Raw genomic sequence first — 16,163 nt, forward strand, 5'->3', positions numbered from 1 at the left:
ATTGACTTAATTGCTATAAAAAACCGCCGCTTTCAGTATTTATATTGAAAGCGGCGGTTTTTATTTTGGGCGAGTCTTTTAAAGCGCTATTTCTTAGAGACTGGTTTTTTAAAGTCTTACTTTTTGATTAAGTAATTGGCGACTGCTTTATAGGCAGGTAAAGAAGTTGGGTCGATTTTACCGTTACTAGCATCCGGATATGACGCAAAACGAACGATGACCATATCGGCTGCTGGATCCACATAGACAGTTTGACCGTGGACGCCGCGTGCCGCATAGATGGGCGTGGGGTTATTAAATAACCACCACATGCTTGTGTAGCTACCGTTAGTCAGCTGCTTATAATCGGCTTTCGCAAAAGCTTCTTTATCGCCACCCGCTTCGATATTATCAACGACCGCAGCTGGGAATAAGCGCTCACCATTAATCTCGCCTTTATTGAGCATCAAGCTACCAATGCGTGCCATATCATGCAAACCTGCACTAAGACCGCCGCCAGCAAACGGCGTACCTTTAGCATCGACCGTCATATAGGCGCTTTGTTCAGCGCCGATTTTTTGCCAGATGCGTTCCGAGAGTAATTCATTCACCGCTTTACCAGTCGTACGCGAAATAATCCAACCTAGCGCGTCGCTATTAATGGTTCGATAGTTGAACGCTTCCCCATGTTCGCCGTTCTTCTTAACTGTTTGCAGGTACTCAAAGTAACCATTGGGTCCTTTATAGTCTTTCGGTTTTGGTAGTGGGCTTGCCGCTTCTGAATACTTCCAGATATCGGCATTAGGATCGGCATAGTCTTCGCTATAATCGAGCGCTGTGGTCATGTCCATGACTTGGCGTACGGTTGCATCACCAAAGCCACTGTTTTTGAGCTCTGGAATGATAGACGCCACCAAAGCTTTATCGTCAAGCTTACCTTCGGTCACGAGGATTTCTGCTAACAGCCCAGTCATTGATTTGGTCATCGACATCGCCGCATGATTGCCCAGCTCATTGAGGCAGCCGTTTTGGCGCTCGTATACCACCTTGCCATGATGCATGACCATAATGCCGTCAGTATAATTGGCATCCAGTGATTGCTTCCAAGTCATCGGGCGCTTACTGTTAGTAGGCATAAAGGTGATGGCATCGATGTTTTTATCTAACGCATAGCTGAGCTTGGAAGGCGCACCGATACCGCGACTGACGTCAGTGGTGGGCATCAATTCACGGATATGACAGACCGTCCAGCGCAGCTTGGGAAAACTAAAAAAATTAGAGGAGGGTTGAGTAATCAGTTTATCAGCAGGCGGCGGAAAACCTTGCATCTAGCCAAGCGTTTGTGGGTCGGATTGTTTGGCGGTTAACCGTGCATCTTCCGCATGGCTGGTGATACTTATACTGGTTAGGGTCATGGCGATGGTCAGCGGTAGTAGCGGTAAAGAGCGTTGCAATAAAGTCAGCATAATACTCTCGCAAGTCGGCTTAAACGATTAACTTCAGACAATAAAAAACCATTGATAAGTGGCTATATTCAAAACTTAGCATAAGACTTATCAATGGTTTTTACCAACCACTTTTGTAAAGCAGTTGATTTTTTATAAGGTTATTTTTTATAACTCTATTCTTTATATGCTTAGGGCTAGTAGCGCTTGATCGCTTGGTCTTTACCGATGATATCTTGATGAATAGGGAAGTTTTCATGGTTATCGTATTGCTTGCGGTCAGCAAAGTAGCTTTTTAGGGTACGACGTACCGCTTCAAAGGCAAGTTTGTCCCATGGAATGTCTTCTTCGGTAAATAACGCACAATCGAGGCTTTCAGAGCCGATGCCATAAGCACCGTCTTTTAGCTCAGTGATATAGATACTATAGATTTGCCCGATATCAGGAATATCATATAAGCAATATAAATGCGGATTGATGACGACCGCTTCTGCTTCTTCAAAGCTTTCACGAGCGGCCCCTTCTGCCATGGTTTCGCCATTTTCCATAAAGCCAGCTGGCAGTGTCCATAAGCCATACTGTGGCTCGATCGCGCGGCGACATAGCAGTACCCGATGCTTATGCACAACGAGTGATCCACAAATCACTTTTGGATTTTCATAGTGAATATAGTGGCAATTGGGGCATACCAAGCGTGGGATATTATCCGTGGCTGGTATTTTGCGTTCCGCTTCATGACCGCATTGTAAACAATAGCGCATATCAACTGCCTTATTTAATGATAAATATATATGATAAATAGAAATGAGAAAAAGGATTGTCGTTCTTTGAAGAATTATGATTCTTATTTTATAAAATAGTATGACTTTAGCTTATCAGATGTTATGTGATCATAGCTGTTAATCCTAAGATAACACAAATTCTCATCATACTGGCAGTGATAATAACAAGCACACAGGTTTGCGCAACTGCTTACGGCTACGATTGCTATTAATGAATGCATCAGTAGGCAGAGCAGGACAGTCACATAAAGTATATGCAGTCACGATAAGATTGCGCTAGGCTAGACTCACGCTAACTATTGAATGATAGCTTTACCTATAACGAGACTAATGGCTGCCGCGACTGGTGTTGTTCTAAATAAGGGCAATCAGCAAAGCGCGCGCATTTGTCAGAGTAGGGGGTGTTAAAAAATGCCACTTTACGTCGCCAAGCATAACGATGAATGAATGAAGGCCAGCATGTAGATGCGATACGCGTAGCAATAACACTGGCGCAAGCGTTGTACACATTGCGAGAGACTAGCTCCACCATCCGATGCTTAATTCTAATAAAAATATAGGGCAATAATCATGTTACTTCCCCCGCAGTCGCTACGTTTTGATGAATTTTCAGTCGCTGTGCCGGACTTTATTCGTTATCCCACTATTAGAACGCTGGCGGAACGGGTGCAGCATGAGACCTTAAATGCCGTCACCAGTCCTGCGTTGTATGAGGCTAGCACTTCTCGTAGCACTCGCATTCTAGATAGCTTGTATCAAACACCCATTGCCGATGCCTCGGTATTGGTTGCCATTACCCATGAACGCCATCCAAAGCTGCTACTGACACGCCGCGCTGCGCACATGAACAGCCATGCTGGCGAGGTCTCTTGCGTTGGTGGTAAACATGACGCAGGCGACGGTAATAATGTCGTTACCGCTTTGCGTGAAGCCTGTGAAGAGACCGCACTACCACCTAATAAAGTCCAGCTAATTGGTCAATTGCCCATCCAAACCTCTAAAAGTGGTATGAGTGTGCGTCCTATTGTGGCGCTGATTGCGCCAGATTTATTATTAGTCCCTGAGCTTGGCGAAATTTCGCGCATTTTTTGGGCAGATTTTGAAACCTTGCTGACTCAGCCTACTGTCGAGTATGCGGTAGAATATGCAATGCAAGATAAGATCGCGACCATTCTTACACCTAGCTGGCAAGTGGATGGTGAAACGGTTTGGGGTCTGACAGGACGAGTCATTGCTAGTCTGTTAGAAACAGGCTTTGATCGCCAGCTTGAGTGGTATTATCGTATCCAAAATACGCGCAATTAATCCGTAAGGCGGCTAACGGCTGACGTTTAATCACTATTCGTTTTATTTTAGCTACTATGCTTTATTTATAATTCCCTACTTATAATATTCATCATTTTTCTTTAGCCACCAGTTCATATTATCTTGGCGTTTGGCGCGGAAGGCTTCTAATTTTTCGGCTATCGTTTGATTGTGTTGGCGTGCCGTATCGAGCGCAAAGAGAATCGGCACCGATGATAAGACACCAAAGCGGATTTTTGATTTTGGTAAATCCAGCCCATCACCGATATCATCGCCGACCAAAGTACGGGTTACACTAGCATTGACCATCTCAACGAAACGCCCTCGCCGATTGTCTTCGCCCATCAGCTGACGCGGCAAATCATGCAAGGCTTTGGCTAATGGTTGCCCCATTTTAAAATCAAGTTGCTGAATTGATAAATAAGTATAGAGCCATTCCCAACAGGCGGTTTCATCTTTTGGCAGGCGCTCTAAGTCAACCCCCATCCAATAACTGGCAAGATTCCATAGATGCAGAATACCTGCCGCTTCTTCAGTGCTGATGCGTGCGCCAAGCAGCCGTAACCCGCGCATAATCAACAATGAAAACTGCAAATGAGTAGCAATCATATCAGTTTGATTGATAGGAAGACCCCAATAATCAGTATTCCAGCTGCCATCTGGGTTGTGATGTTGGTCGGCATTTGGTATGACGCCTTTAGCAGCATTGCCTTTACCTTTGAGCAAGTTTTGCCGTACTAGGGTATGAATTTGCCGCACCTTAATTGATTGCCGCCAACCTTCAGAACCAATCGCCAATACTTGCTCGATAGACTGACGTTGATTATGGGCGCTTGTATTTGGCTTATGTAATAGGGGATGTTCAGAAACGGCTAGGATATAGGCATACGTACGCATCAGGCGCGGCAGGGCATCGTGCATCAATGCGCCTGTCTGAATGAGCGGAAGGGAGAGGGCAGGAATGCTGTAGCCTGCCATCAGGGCAACATTACGTAGTAGCCAAATCAGCATCAGCGGATAGCGTCGATAGGCAACCGCACCGATTTGGGCAAGCTTGGGATCGAACCAATCGGGATGACGGCTAAATTGTTCAGTCAAAACGTTAAATGCAGAGTTGTTTGTGAGATTAGCATCGAATTTATTGCTATTGCTATTGCTATTGCTATTGCTACTGTCGCTGATAATAAGTTGCTGTAAAGGCTTGGCAAAACGGATGCCGTCAGCGGCTAACGCATCTGCCACTGGATCACCAATATCGTAGCCTGCGACTATTTCATTTAATAAATCTTGCGAGATAACGAAGTCTTTTGGCAATAAGTAACGCTTGATGCGCTTTAATACTTGCAAGTCGCTATGGTCATCAATCGCGGTCGTCCGTCCGTGACGCTGATAAGGTTTTATTGAGGATTTTTGGTGATTCAAAGTATCAGCCGTCTGTTTATCAGTTATGTTGATTGAATCCATATTTATTAAATGCCTTCTTACCAAATGCTTTTCTATTAGATCATTTCACAAGGCCAATAGTATTAGTAGCTATTTGACTGGTTTAGAGCTTCTAATTGTCTTTGCGTGGTGTTCATACGGCGTTTGGCTTTACGCAGCTCGTCGGCTAATGACAGTAAGCGCGCGCGTGCTTCTTTTTCATTAGCAAAGTTTAACATCGCCCCACTTTCTAGCTTATCAAATTCTTCTTGGTAGGTTTCTATGAGGCGTTTGTCTTTGTCTAACTGATTGTCTAAGGCGTAATAGTCTAAGCCTTTTTGATTGGCAGTTTGTAGTGTGTTCGCCAAGGTTAAGGGGCAGACATTATTGAGCTGACGTCCGCGCCGACCGACATTGTAAGCATTACTGGTCGTGCAGTATTGCTTAAGCCCCAGCTGGCGGCCGCGCTCCCATGCCAGATAGTTGGGGGCAACACTGGCCTTGGCACAGGCTTTGGCATGTGATGCAAGGCGATCTGATGGGTAACCTGCCACGCCATCGTTGTAGCCAATAGCCTGCCAGTCACCAACGAGGCACTCCTGCTTAGAGAGCGTGGCACAGCTTGATAGTAAAACAATGCTACCAAGAAGCGCTAAGCTTAACGAAGGCCGCAGTACAAACTGTCGCATGATTATCTCTTCTATGGCTGTTGATGCAAGTGCTGATATGGCTAATGAAAAATACTTTTAATGAACCATGCTCGGCTGCCAAAGTACGTGAACTATAAAATAATAAGCCACTGATAAGCTAAATCGCCTTTAAGTGGCTTATCTTCTTATTAATGAGGGCGAGTCAGATCGACTGAGGTGCCACTGACATTGTCTTTCAAGCTGACTTTGAGCATGAGGTAACCTGCGATACCAGAGACGATTGAGCCCATAATAATACCTAAGCGCTCATCAAATAAGGCTGTTTCACCAGCAAATGCCAGACCGCCAATGAACAGACTCATGGTAAAACCAACACCACAGAGTAAGGCTGCACCGTAAATCTGCTTATAATTCATGCCTCTTGGCATGGTTGAGATACCAAGCTTAAAGATTAACCAGCACATGATCATCACGCCCAATTGTTTACCGATGAATAGACCAGCCGCAATACCAAGCGGTACCGAATGGAACAGCTCAGCGAAGCCTGCACCTTTGAGGGATATGCCTGAGTTGGCAAATGCGAATAATGGCAAGATACCGAAGGCAACGGTGTTATGTAAATCGTGCTCTAGCTCTTCTAATGGTGAGTGCTCAGGATCAGTACGGTCAAACATAGGAATAAATAGTGCTAAGACCACGCCAGCCAAGGTGGCATGGATGCCGGATTTGAGTACCGCAATCCACATGATCACACCGATCAGTAGATAAGGCGTGATGCTGGTGACGTTGCGACGATTGAGAAGGTATAAGAAGGGTAGACATAGACCTGCCACTGCCAATGACTCTAATGACAAATCACTGGTATAGAATAAAGCGATGATTAAAATGGCGCCAATATCATCAAAAATAGCAATCGATACTAAAAATACCTTTAAAGAGTTGGGGACGCGATTGCCTAACAAACTCAAAATACCTAGGGCAAAAGCAATATCGGTCGCGGCTGGAATCGCCCATCCTTTCCAAAACTCAGGCTCGTTATAGTTAAAGAGCAGATAGACAATCGCTGGCATAATCATGCCACCGAGCGCCGCACCAGCTGGCAGGATGATTTGCTTAACGTTAGACAGCTCACCGATCAGCACTTCACGCTTGAGCTCAAGTCCCACTAAGAAAAAGAAAATCGCCATCAAACCGTCATTAATCCAGTGATGAGCGTCTTTAGCGATAGCGAACTCACCGATTTGAATGGCAACGGGTGCGTGAATAAAGCCCTCATACCACACATTGAGAGGGGAGTTGGCAATAATCATTGCAGCAATGGCAGCCAATGCTAGGACGATACCGCCCGCTGCCTCAAATTCAAAAAATGCTTTAATCCTGCGTATTGCCATATCATCCTCATTTGCTAAACACGAATTACAAATTAATCCAATAACCTCAAATATCTATGACACGACTCATAAAGACATGATAGACAGCAACAGTTTCTCATACTCTTATTGATATAGACAACAAAATACGTCAACCAAAAGTTATAAGTGCCGCTTGCCACATTAATAATAGCGATATTATAAAGTCGATAGAGCAGACAAAAGCGTGCTCAGTCGTTACATACTTTTAATCAATCGCTGCTTATTTTAGATACTTATTAGGCCGTTAGACAAATCTAGCAGACTTTTTTACGTTTTTGGCTTTTTTTAGCGTTTTATCTTTATAATGATTGGCATTTTGTGATGTTCTGTCACAGCTTTAATACATATCAGCAGTACTATCAGCTAATGAATAGCAAAGTTGATAGCAACATTGCTACTAATATTTTATTTCCTGTTCTTAAAGCCAGTTCTTAAAGCCAGTTTTAGAACTTACTCATTTTCCATCATAAAATTTACAGGTCAGCGTCATGGACTTATCGCTTTCGTTAGAGGTTATATTAATGCTTACCGCTGTGGCAGCGTTGGCAGGCTTTATTGATGCCATCGCTGGTGGTGGCGGTTTATTGACCATCCCCGCTATGTTACTTGCCAATATCCCACCAGTGCTAACGCTCGGTACCAATAAGCTACAAGCCGCTTCAGGTGCGCTAGCAGCCTCTATTACGATGATTAGAAAAGGGGTGGTCAAACCGCAACGTATCAAAGTAGCCATTGTTGGCGCTTTTATCGGTTCTGTTCTCGGCACTATCGCTGTACAGATGTCGCCGCCAGATCTGCTTGAGACACTCATTCCGTTTTTGATTGCGGCTATCGGGATTTATACTTTGTTTGCGCCTCGACTTGGCGAAGTAGAAGCTGCGCCGCGTATCTCAGAAGGCAAATGGCAAAAAGTGGTTGCACCATTAATTGGTTTTTATGATGGTTATATTGGACCAGGCACAGGGATGTTTTTTGCGCTCGGCAACGTGGCGTTGCGCGGTCGTCAAATTATCGAAGCGACAGGCGCAGCAAAGGTATTGAATCTATCGACCAATATTGGCTCGTTAATATTCTTTATTTTGGGCGGTAATGTGTTGTGGAAAGTAGGGCTTGCCATGATGGTGGGACAAACGATAGGCGCGTATTTTGGCTCTCATATGGTGGTCAAGGGCGGTAGTAAGCTGATTCGTCCGATGATTGTAGTGGTATGCTTGGCGATGATAACCAAATATGTTTTTGGTTGATTGCTTTTCATTAAGTAAATGTATTTAGTAAAGCAAAAAAACCTCAGCTAATATGACTGAGGTTTTTTATGTATCGTGAATAAATTATCAAAATCTATTCAATACAAGTGCCTAGCGGCGACGATCGATATCATCGTACTCACTGCCCATGATTCCATCACTAAAGACTTCAGAGAATTCACGCTCATTGTCTTCATCAATATGACCATCAAACACGTCTTTTGCACCAGCGTTAGGATCGTTATAAATAGCCAAATCCATTTTGCCTTCTGATTTTGCCACAATAGCTGTCACGGCAGCATCACCACCGACGTTCACTGCGGTACGTAACATATCAAGGATACGATCCACACCTAAGATAAGACCGATGCCTTCGATAGGTAGACCGACTTGGGCAAATACCATTGATAGCATAATCAGACCAACACCCGGTACACCAGCGGTACCGACGGAAGCCAAAACGGACATTAGAATGACAGTTAGATACTCAGTTACGCCCAAGTCAATACCATAAATATTGGCAATGAAAATGGTCGCAGTACCTTGCATGATGGCGGTACCATCCATGTTGATGGTCGCACCGAAAGGCACTGTAAATGAGGCAACTGAGTTATTAACGCCCATGCGCTTGGTGACCGTACGCAAGGTAATAGGAATCGTCGCGTTCGAGCTTGACGTACTAAAAGCAAAAATCTGAACTTCACGCATTTTTGCCAAAAAGGTTTTGATGGATAAGCCCGAAGAGACTTTGAGTACAATCATCATAGTGACAAAGAAATGGAATGCCAATGAGCCGACCAATACCGCCACATAACCGAGCAGTGACCAAATCAAGTCTAAACCCAGCTCGGCCATTGCTTTGGTCAATAGCGCAAATACACCATAAGGTGCAAGATTCATAATGATGGTCACCATTTTTAAGATGACTTCATTGATTAATTCTAAGCTCTGCACTAAGCCTTTGGCAGGTTTACCCACCATCAAGATACTAACACCGATCAAAATAGCAAAGAAAATAATCGATAACATATCACCATTTGCCATCGCGCTGATGGGGTTTGATGGGATAATATTAGAGAACACATCTAGCAGCGGCGGCGCTGAAGCTGCTTCAAATGCCGCTTCGGTTTCGATATTCATGCCTTTACCGATACCAAATAGCACGCCAAGCCCAATTGCTGTTGCGATAGCGAGTGCGGTGGTGATCATATAAATAATGAACGTTTTGGTACCAATACGACCAAGCAAACGAATGTCACCAATGCCGCAAACGCCGCAAATCAGTGAAATCAGCACCAAAGGCACGACTAGCATTTTGAGCGAGTTGACAAATAGCTTGCCGACAATGGCGAGGAAGCCATTGGTAATGTACGTATGAATGAAACCGCCTTCAGCGTTCAGTCCTGAATAGTTTATAAACAATCCCAGTATGATACCGAGTACCATAGCGACAATAATCTTGCCGGTCAGTCCCATATTTTTCCACATAACTTATATCCTTTGTGTACGTGCCCCAGTAACGGATAGATAGGCTGCTCACATCAATGTGATTGTTGCCATTATTCTCATCACCGCTCTTGCTACGTCTATTAAATTCTTTCAACTTCCACTTAGTGTCACGTTTTCGGAGCACAATATAAAATAATTGTTAAGGATACTGCAACGTTTTTTTATGACTAAAGTAATATAAATCAATAGTTAAGTTTTCTGCGCCGAATTTTTCGCGAGTAAAGTAGGTAAATGACAAGGCATCTTGACCAATATTAGGGTGTGTTGAACATTCAAAAATAGATATTGCTGATCGTTAAAACTGTGCCAGACAAGGCGTAAAATGACGATCATGTTCATGCCTTAATTAGTTTTATAACACATTTTTTATATGGAGCTGGGAGAATTTAGTATTATTTCCAATATTAATAGAGGGAGACAGGGCTGTTTTTTGCCATTTCATTGTTAAAAGTAGACGCTTAGAATGAACAGACTTACTATTTTTAACGTCGAACTGCCTAAAAAACAGTCTCTGTCAGTGTCATGGTTGAATCATCAAACACGCCTTAATGGTTAAAAATGGCGATTCATAACTAAAAAAAGACTGCTCAAATGGGGCAGTCTTTTCTAAGTGAATGATCAGAATGTATCGTGCAAGGTTTCTATAGTCATTCCACTATAAAAGTATTACTGCGTTAACCTCGCTTGAAGTATTAAATATACATCTACACTCGGTTGCCTTGTACTACTTTTAAATTGAATCGACTATAGCAGCCTTAAAAGCTATTGTTTTTTAAATATTTTAAGCCTGATTCTTTTGTTCCTTGTTATTTCGAAGCCTATTGTTTCAAAGCTTGTCATTTTAAGAATTATCAAAGCTTTTTATTTTAAACTTTGTCACTTTCATCACGGCGTAGACCATCCTGCCATTTAGGATCAGTAGCGGCAGATTTGTCTATATCATCCTTCACATTTTCTGCATCTTCAGATATTTCAGAAGGCTCTAGGTCGTCAGCATTATGTTGATTCAGACGATGGTTGTTACTCATGCGTTCACTTAAGTGTGACTCTGCATCACGGTGGCGATGATCTAGTGCTTCCACCTCAGGCTCAGACTCATCAAAGTCGGTCTGTGCACGTACCTCCTCAATAGTATCTTGCTCTTTGACCATTTCTACATCACCGTCACTCTCATAACCATGATTGGGGTTGGCATCGCCAGTGGGTTTGTCTGTACTGACGGGCGTAGCCAAATCATTAGAGTTGACATCATTTTCAGCTGTCATATTTGTCGCAATACCATTTCTGGCTTGCGCGTCATTTTTCAATTGTGCATAGTCCGTTAATTGCTGTACGGCATTATCAAGGCTGTGTGGATTGGTGCGCTCTTGGGCATGCAATAAATGTTTATCGAACACGTCAGTCAATAATGAGTCAAAGCGTATGGCGTTGTACTGAATAAGCACTTCAGCTTCTTCTTCGGTAATATCGCCGTTTTGGCTGGCATATACCACATGATCCTCAAAAGTAAGCCCTTCAAAACTGTCCTTGTGTTCAGCCTTTTTAAACCTCTGCCATAATGGCTCGATGCTCAGTAGCGTTTGATAAGCGTGTTCCATACGTCCAGTGACATCATCGGCTTCAGTATTATAATAAACCATGGTTTTGAGGTAATCACGGAACGGGTTGGCTTCAAAGTCATCCATAAAAGCATCGCCCAGCTTGCGTTTAAGCTCATCGCTTGGCGGCGTAAAGATAGAGCCGCTGGGGAAAGTCACAAAACTGACCAAACTGGCCGCCATACGATTAGGGAAGTTTGCAAAAAAGGCTTCAAAAGCTTCTTGAATGGTATATAAGCTATTTTGTAAGGCAACCTCAGCATGCAAGCGTTCGGAAGCTGATTTAGTACCATGCTCATAAAACTGCAAAATAGCAGTGCTAATGAATAAATGGCTATGAATATCAGCTAAGCGTCCAGACAGCATCTCTTTACGTTTTAAGTCACCAGCGAGCAACCCTAACGCCATATCAGCCGTTAAGGCAAAGCTTGCGCTCAGGCGGTTGATGTGTTTATAGTAGGGACGAGTAAAGCTGTCCGCGAAGCTGGGTGCATGATTACTGCCACCGACATAACCTGCGACAAATGCCTTTGCGCCGCGATTAAAGGTATAACCCAAATGTTTAAAAAACAGTGTGTCGAACTGTTTGAGTGCGCCTTCTTTATCTTCGCTTTGCAGCAATTGCAGCTCATCAAAGAGATAAGGATGGCAACGCATCGCACCTTGACCAAATATCATGAGTGAGCGCGTCAAGATATTTGCGCCTTCAACCGTGATAGATACTGGAATTGCCTGATAAGGGGTGGCCAAAAAGTTACGTGGACCCATCTGTACCGCGCGACCACCAACCACATCCATACCGTCATTGACCACACTGCGCATGGTTTCAGTCGCATAGTATTTTGCCATTGCCGTCATCACTGATGGTGTGCCGCCTTGGTTCAGACCGCAGGTGACGAGGTGACGAAATGCCTCTAGCATATAAGTGTTACTTGCCATGCGGCTGGTAGCGTCTTGGACGCCTTCAAACTTGCCAACAGAGATTTTAAACTGTTCGCGTACTTTGGCAAAAGCACCGACAGACAGATACGTCATTTCACTGGCTGAGGTTGATAAAGCTGGTAAAGAGATGCCGCGACCAACGCCCAAGCACTCCATCAGCATACGCCAACCGCGACCCGCATTTTCGACGCCGCCGATAATGTAATCTAGTGGAATAAAGACGTCTTTACCATCGACTGTACCATTCATAAATGGCGAGCCAATTGGATTATGGCGTGGTCCTATAACGACGCCTTCATGGCTGGCAGGAACGAGCGCACAAGTGATACCGTAATCGGTCTTATCAGGATTGCCAAGCAAACCTTCAGGATCGTGCATCTTGAATGCTAAACCCACGACTGTGGCGATAGGGGCGAGGGTAATCCAGCGCTTAGAAAAATTCATACGCAAACCGAGCACTTGCTCGCCCTCATGCGTACCATAACAAACCACCCCTGTATCTGGAATCGCACCAGCATCGGAGCCTGCTTCTGGGCCCGTCAAACCAAAGCAAGGTACCTCGTCACCTTTGGCAAGACCGGGTAGCCAGCGCTGTTTTTGTTCGTCTGTACCATAGTGCATCAACAGCTCACCAGGGCCGAGCGAGTTTGGCACCATACAGGTAACCGCAGCGGTCGGCGAGCGCGAAGCGATTTTGCTCATGATACGGCTTTGTGCATAAGAGCTAAAATCTAAACCGCCAAACTCTTTTGGAATGATTAAGCCTAAAAATCCATTGGCTTTGATAAATTGCCACGCTTCAGGCGACAGCTCTTTGTCTTCATGCTGAATTTTCCATTCATCAAGCATGGCGCATAGTACTTCTACTTCATTATCAATAAAGCTTTGCTCTTCTGCCGACAGCTCTGGATAGGGATATTGAGCAAAAGTGTCCCAGTTGGGATTGCCCATAAACAGCTCTTTTTCCCACCAGCTGGTACCCGCATCGAGTGCTTCGCGCTCGGTATCGCTCATGCTCGGCATTGCCCCGCCCAAAGTCTTGTAAACAGGTCTGGTAATCAGTGACTGACGAATAGGGGCGACGAGCAAAACGATGCAAAGTAAAGCAATTGGTATCCCCAAAATGAGCGACCAAGGACTGATAAAGGCAGTGACAAGGACGGTAACTAGGGCAACGATACTGCCTGTGACTCGTGATAGGGACAATAAAAAGATGGCCAAAACCATGGCTAATTGAATAATGATTGCCAAAATAAATAAGCCAATTGCCATGACTGTCTCCTTTTATAACGCTAAACCAAAAGCGCGAAAAATGTGTGTATTAAAGTATTTGAATAAATCTTGTTGTTATTTTTGCTGATGTTTAGAGGTCTGTTGACCAAATTAAACCAATGAGCCGTTATGGATTTTGTAGCATATTTTATAATCAATTTTAATTTGTTGAGCATTTTACAAAAGTGGCTTTGATAACTGTCTAACCAGTGACAGACAAATAAAAGACAAATTTAGCCATCAATATGAAACAGTTGCCGATAACTATCAATAGCTAAAGTGCTACGCTGTGTCGATTATATGTATCAAGATTTTCTCATATAGGCAAAAATAACAGTCGTGATTAATTATCCAAAAGGCGCTAAGCCGCTTTCGGCATAAGATAATGTCTCATTGCGCCCAACAATGATGTGGTCTACCAAGGATAAATCGATTAAATCGCAGGCTTTCTTTAGCTCGTAAGTTAATAAGTTGTCTGCCGTTGAAGGGGTCGCATCGGTATGTGGATGATTGTGTGCGACGATGAGTTGGCTGGCGGCGTGACTCAAGGCATGACGCAGAACGTGTTTGATACAAACGGAGCAAGAGGAGATGCCGCCAGTAAACAGTATCTCAAAATTAATGAGATTTAACGCATTGTCTAAGCAAAGTACCGCAAAGACTTCGCGATGCTCCCCGCGCAGCTGAGTGCTGATATAGTCTTTGACCATTTGCGAGCGCCCAAGTGCGTGACCAGTTTTAAGCTGACTGTCCAAATAACGCGTGCCCATCTCAAGTGAGGCCAATATCTGCGCGTATTTGGCAGGACCAATACCATGACAAGCCAGTACAGTCTCTTGCGGCGCTGCCAATAATTCTGCCAAGCTACCAAATTGCTCAATCAAATGACGCGCCAATTCGATAGCTGACTGTGACTGCGTACCTGTGCGCAGAAATATCGCTAATATCTCGGCATCGGATAAATGAGCTGCCCCAAATTTTAGTAGTTTTTCACGTGGTCTATCATCTTCATGCCAGTCTTTAATCGCCATTGTCACTCCTTGAGAATGGATTGCTGCCAGATATATTGAGTAAATACGGAAATTCTTACCCAACTTATCTCATAATTGTTACTATAAGCGCAATTTTATCTTTCAACTTTTTATTGATGCCATGCTTATGTCCAATATTGTGCTTGCTATCACTGGCGGTATCGCCGCCTATAAATCTGCTATCTTTGCCCGCCTATTAATCAAGGCAGGCTTTGATGTGCGTGTCATTATGACCACAGGCGCACAAGCTTTTATTACGCCACTGACCCTGCAAGCTTTGACTGGCAATGAGGTGCATATCTCATTACTCGATGAAAAAGCAGAAGCGGGGATGGGGCATATCGAATTGGCAAAATGGGCGGACTTAATCATCATTGCCCCAGCCTCTGCCAATACGCTGGCGCGTCTCGCGATGGGTATGGCTGATGATTTATTGACAACCGTATGCCTTGCAACGGCGGCACCAGTCATCATTGCGCCAGCCATGAATCAGCAGATGTGGGCGCACCCTGCGGTCAATCTCAATGTCCAAACCCTGCGTGATATGAATTATCAAATTATTGCGCCTGCTAGCGGTGAGCAAGCCTGCGGTGATGTGGGAGCAGGGCGTTTGCCTGAACCTGAGCAGCTCTTGGCAGAAGTGTTATTATTTAACGCCATGCAAACCACGCCGCAATTATTGGCAGGTAAACGCGTGGTAATTACTGCAGGACCGACGGTAGAAGCTATCGATCCGGTGCGCTACTTGTCCAATCACTCTACTGGCAAGATGGGCTTTGCATTAGCACGTGCGTGCGTGGCTGCTGGTGCAGATGTTATCTTGATTGCGGGCGGCAAAGTGGCACTGCCGACACCGCTGAATGTCACACGTATTGATGTATTGTCGGCTAAAGAGATGCTGATAGCAGCCCAGCAGTGCGTGGATGGTACGCACAGTGCGCTACAGTATGTGCCTGAAGATAAGCACGACCATTCTCACGATCACGAACACGATCATAACCATCAACATGAACATCATGGCGAGTGTGATTGCGGCGATGATCATAGCCATAGTCATAACCACAGCCATGAGATTGATGATGAGGAGCATGCTCATAGCGAGAATCAAAATGTAATGGCGGATATCTTTATTGCCACTGCGGCTGTCGCTGACTATCGCACTGAAGAAGCTGCCCCGCAAAAAATTAAAAAAACCCAAGATGCTATGACGTTGAGTTTGGTCAAAAACCCTGATATTTTAGCGACGATTTCGCTTGCGCATCCAGCGCTGTTTGTCGTTGGTTTTGCAGCAGAAACGCAAGATATCGAGCGCTATGCTCGTGGCAAACTGGTGTCTAAAGATTTAGATTTGATCGCTTGTAATGATGTTTCCCGAGCAGACATTGGTTTTGCTAGCGATGACAATGCCATGCAGGTATTTTTCTCAGAGCGTTATGAGCACGATAGCGTCACACTTGAGAAGGCGAGCAAAGATAAGATTGCCGAGCAGTTGGCTGGCATCATTGGTGAGATAATATGGCAACGCCACAATGGTCACAATGCCTAGTTATGTCACTATTAATCCAGATATTA

Annotated in this window: 12 protein-coding genes; 3 read left to right on the plus strand and 9 right to left on the minus strand. The window is 44.4% G+C overall.

Annotated elements, in window-relative coordinates:
* Positions 1 to 116 precede the first annotated feature (116 nt).
* From JFC08_RS06490 to JFC08_RS06495, 3 genes are all read right to left on the minus strand, one after another.
* Positions 117 to 1,307 (minus strand): serine hydrolase domain-containing protein, encoded by a 1,191-nt coding sequence (locus tag JFC08_RS06490; RefSeq protein WP_244656478.1) that lies wholly within the window; start codon positions 1,305 to 1,307, stop codon positions 117 to 119.
* On the minus strand, positions 1,308 to 1,445 hold the full coding sequence (locus tag JFC08_RS13885) for a hypothetical protein (protein WP_244656479.1): 138 nt from the start codon (positions 1,443 to 1,445) through the stop codon (positions 1,308 to 1,310).
* Positions 1,446 to 1,621: 176 nt separating this feature from the next.
* On the minus strand, positions 1,622 to 2,185 hold the full coding sequence (locus JFC08_RS06495) for an NUDIX hydrolase (RefSeq protein ID WP_045453478.1): 564 nt from the start codon (positions 2,183 to 2,185) through the stop codon (positions 1,622 to 1,624).
* Positions 2,186 to 2,776: 591 nt separating this feature from the next.
* On the opposite strand from JFC08_RS06495, the gene JFC08_RS06500 reads away from it, so the two are divergent.
* Positions 2,777 to 3,511, plus strand: coding sequence for an NUDIX hydrolase (locus tag JFC08_RS06500; RefSeq protein ID WP_109591867.1), 735 nt, complete (start codon positions 2,777 to 2,779; stop codon positions 3,509 to 3,511).
* A gap of 75 nt (positions 3,512 to 3,586) precedes the next feature.
* Here JFC08_RS06500 and JFC08_RS06505 read toward each other — a convergent pair whose 3' ends face one another.
* The 3 genes from JFC08_RS06505 to nhaA all read right to left on the minus strand — a co-directional run bounded on the left by JFC08_RS06505 (position 3,587) and on the right by nhaA (position 6,974).
* Entirely contained in the window at positions 3,587 to 4,975 is a 1,389-nt protein-coding gene (locus JFC08_RS06505; protein ID WP_198330150.1) for an oxygenase MpaB family protein, read from the minus strand.
* 62 nt (positions 4,976 to 5,037) lie between these two features.
* Complete coding sequence (locus tag JFC08_RS06510; protein WP_198330151.1) at positions 5,038 to 5,622, minus strand: DUF2799 domain-containing protein; 585 nt, start codon at positions 5,620 to 5,622, stop codon at positions 5,038 to 5,040.
* Between the two features lie 149 nt (positions 5,623 to 5,771).
* Positions 5,772 to 6,974, minus strand: a complete 1,203-nt coding sequence (nhaA, locus tag JFC08_RS06515; protein ID WP_045444001.1) for a Na+/H+ antiporter NhaA — start codon at positions 6,972 to 6,974, stop codon at positions 5,772 to 5,774.
* A gap of 509 nt (positions 6,975 to 7,483) precedes the next feature.
* Here nhaA and JFC08_RS06520 point away from each other — a divergent pair.
* On the plus strand, positions 7,484 to 8,239 hold the full coding sequence (locus JFC08_RS06520; RefSeq protein ID WP_198330152.1) for a TSUP family transporter: 756 nt from the start codon (positions 7,484 to 7,486) through the stop codon (positions 8,237 to 8,239).
* A gap of 111 nt (positions 8,240 to 8,350) precedes the next feature.
* Here the strand turns inward: JFC08_RS06520 and JFC08_RS06525 are convergent, their stop codons facing one another.
* From JFC08_RS06525 to radC, 3 genes are all read right to left on the minus strand, one after another.
* Positions 8,351 to 9,727: a dicarboxylate/amino acid:cation symporter gene (locus JFC08_RS06525; protein WP_198330153.1), complete on the minus strand. Its 1,377-nt coding sequence runs from the start codon at positions 9,725 to 9,727 to the stop codon at positions 8,351 to 8,353.
* An 887-nt stretch (positions 9,728 to 10,614) separates the two neighbouring features.
* Positions 10,615 to 13,560, minus strand: a complete 2,946-nt coding sequence (locus tag JFC08_RS06530) for an acyl-CoA dehydrogenase (protein WP_198330154.1) — start codon at positions 13,558 to 13,560, stop codon at positions 10,615 to 10,617.
* 347 nt (positions 13,561 to 13,907) lie between these two features.
* Positions 13,908 to 14,591, minus strand: a complete 684-nt coding sequence (gene radC / locus JFC08_RS06535) for a RadC family protein (protein WP_198330155.1) — start codon at positions 14,589 to 14,591, stop codon at positions 13,908 to 13,910.
* Positions 14,592 to 14,718: 127 nt separating this feature from the next.
* Between radC and coaBC the strand changes: the two genes are divergently transcribed.
* A complete protein-coding gene (gene coaBC, locus JFC08_RS06540; RefSeq protein WP_198330156.1) occupies positions 14,719 to 16,137 on the plus strand; it encodes a bifunctional phosphopantothenoylcysteine decarboxylase/phosphopantothenate--cysteine ligase CoaBC in 1,419 nt (472 codons plus the stop codon).
* The last annotated feature ends 26 nt before the right edge of the window (positions 16,138 to 16,163 follow it).

It is taken from the genome of Psychrobacter cibarius, from assembly GCF_016107535.1.
Classification (GTDB): domain Bacteria; phylum Pseudomonadota; class Gammaproteobacteria; order Pseudomonadales; family Moraxellaceae; genus Psychrobacter; species Psychrobacter cibarius.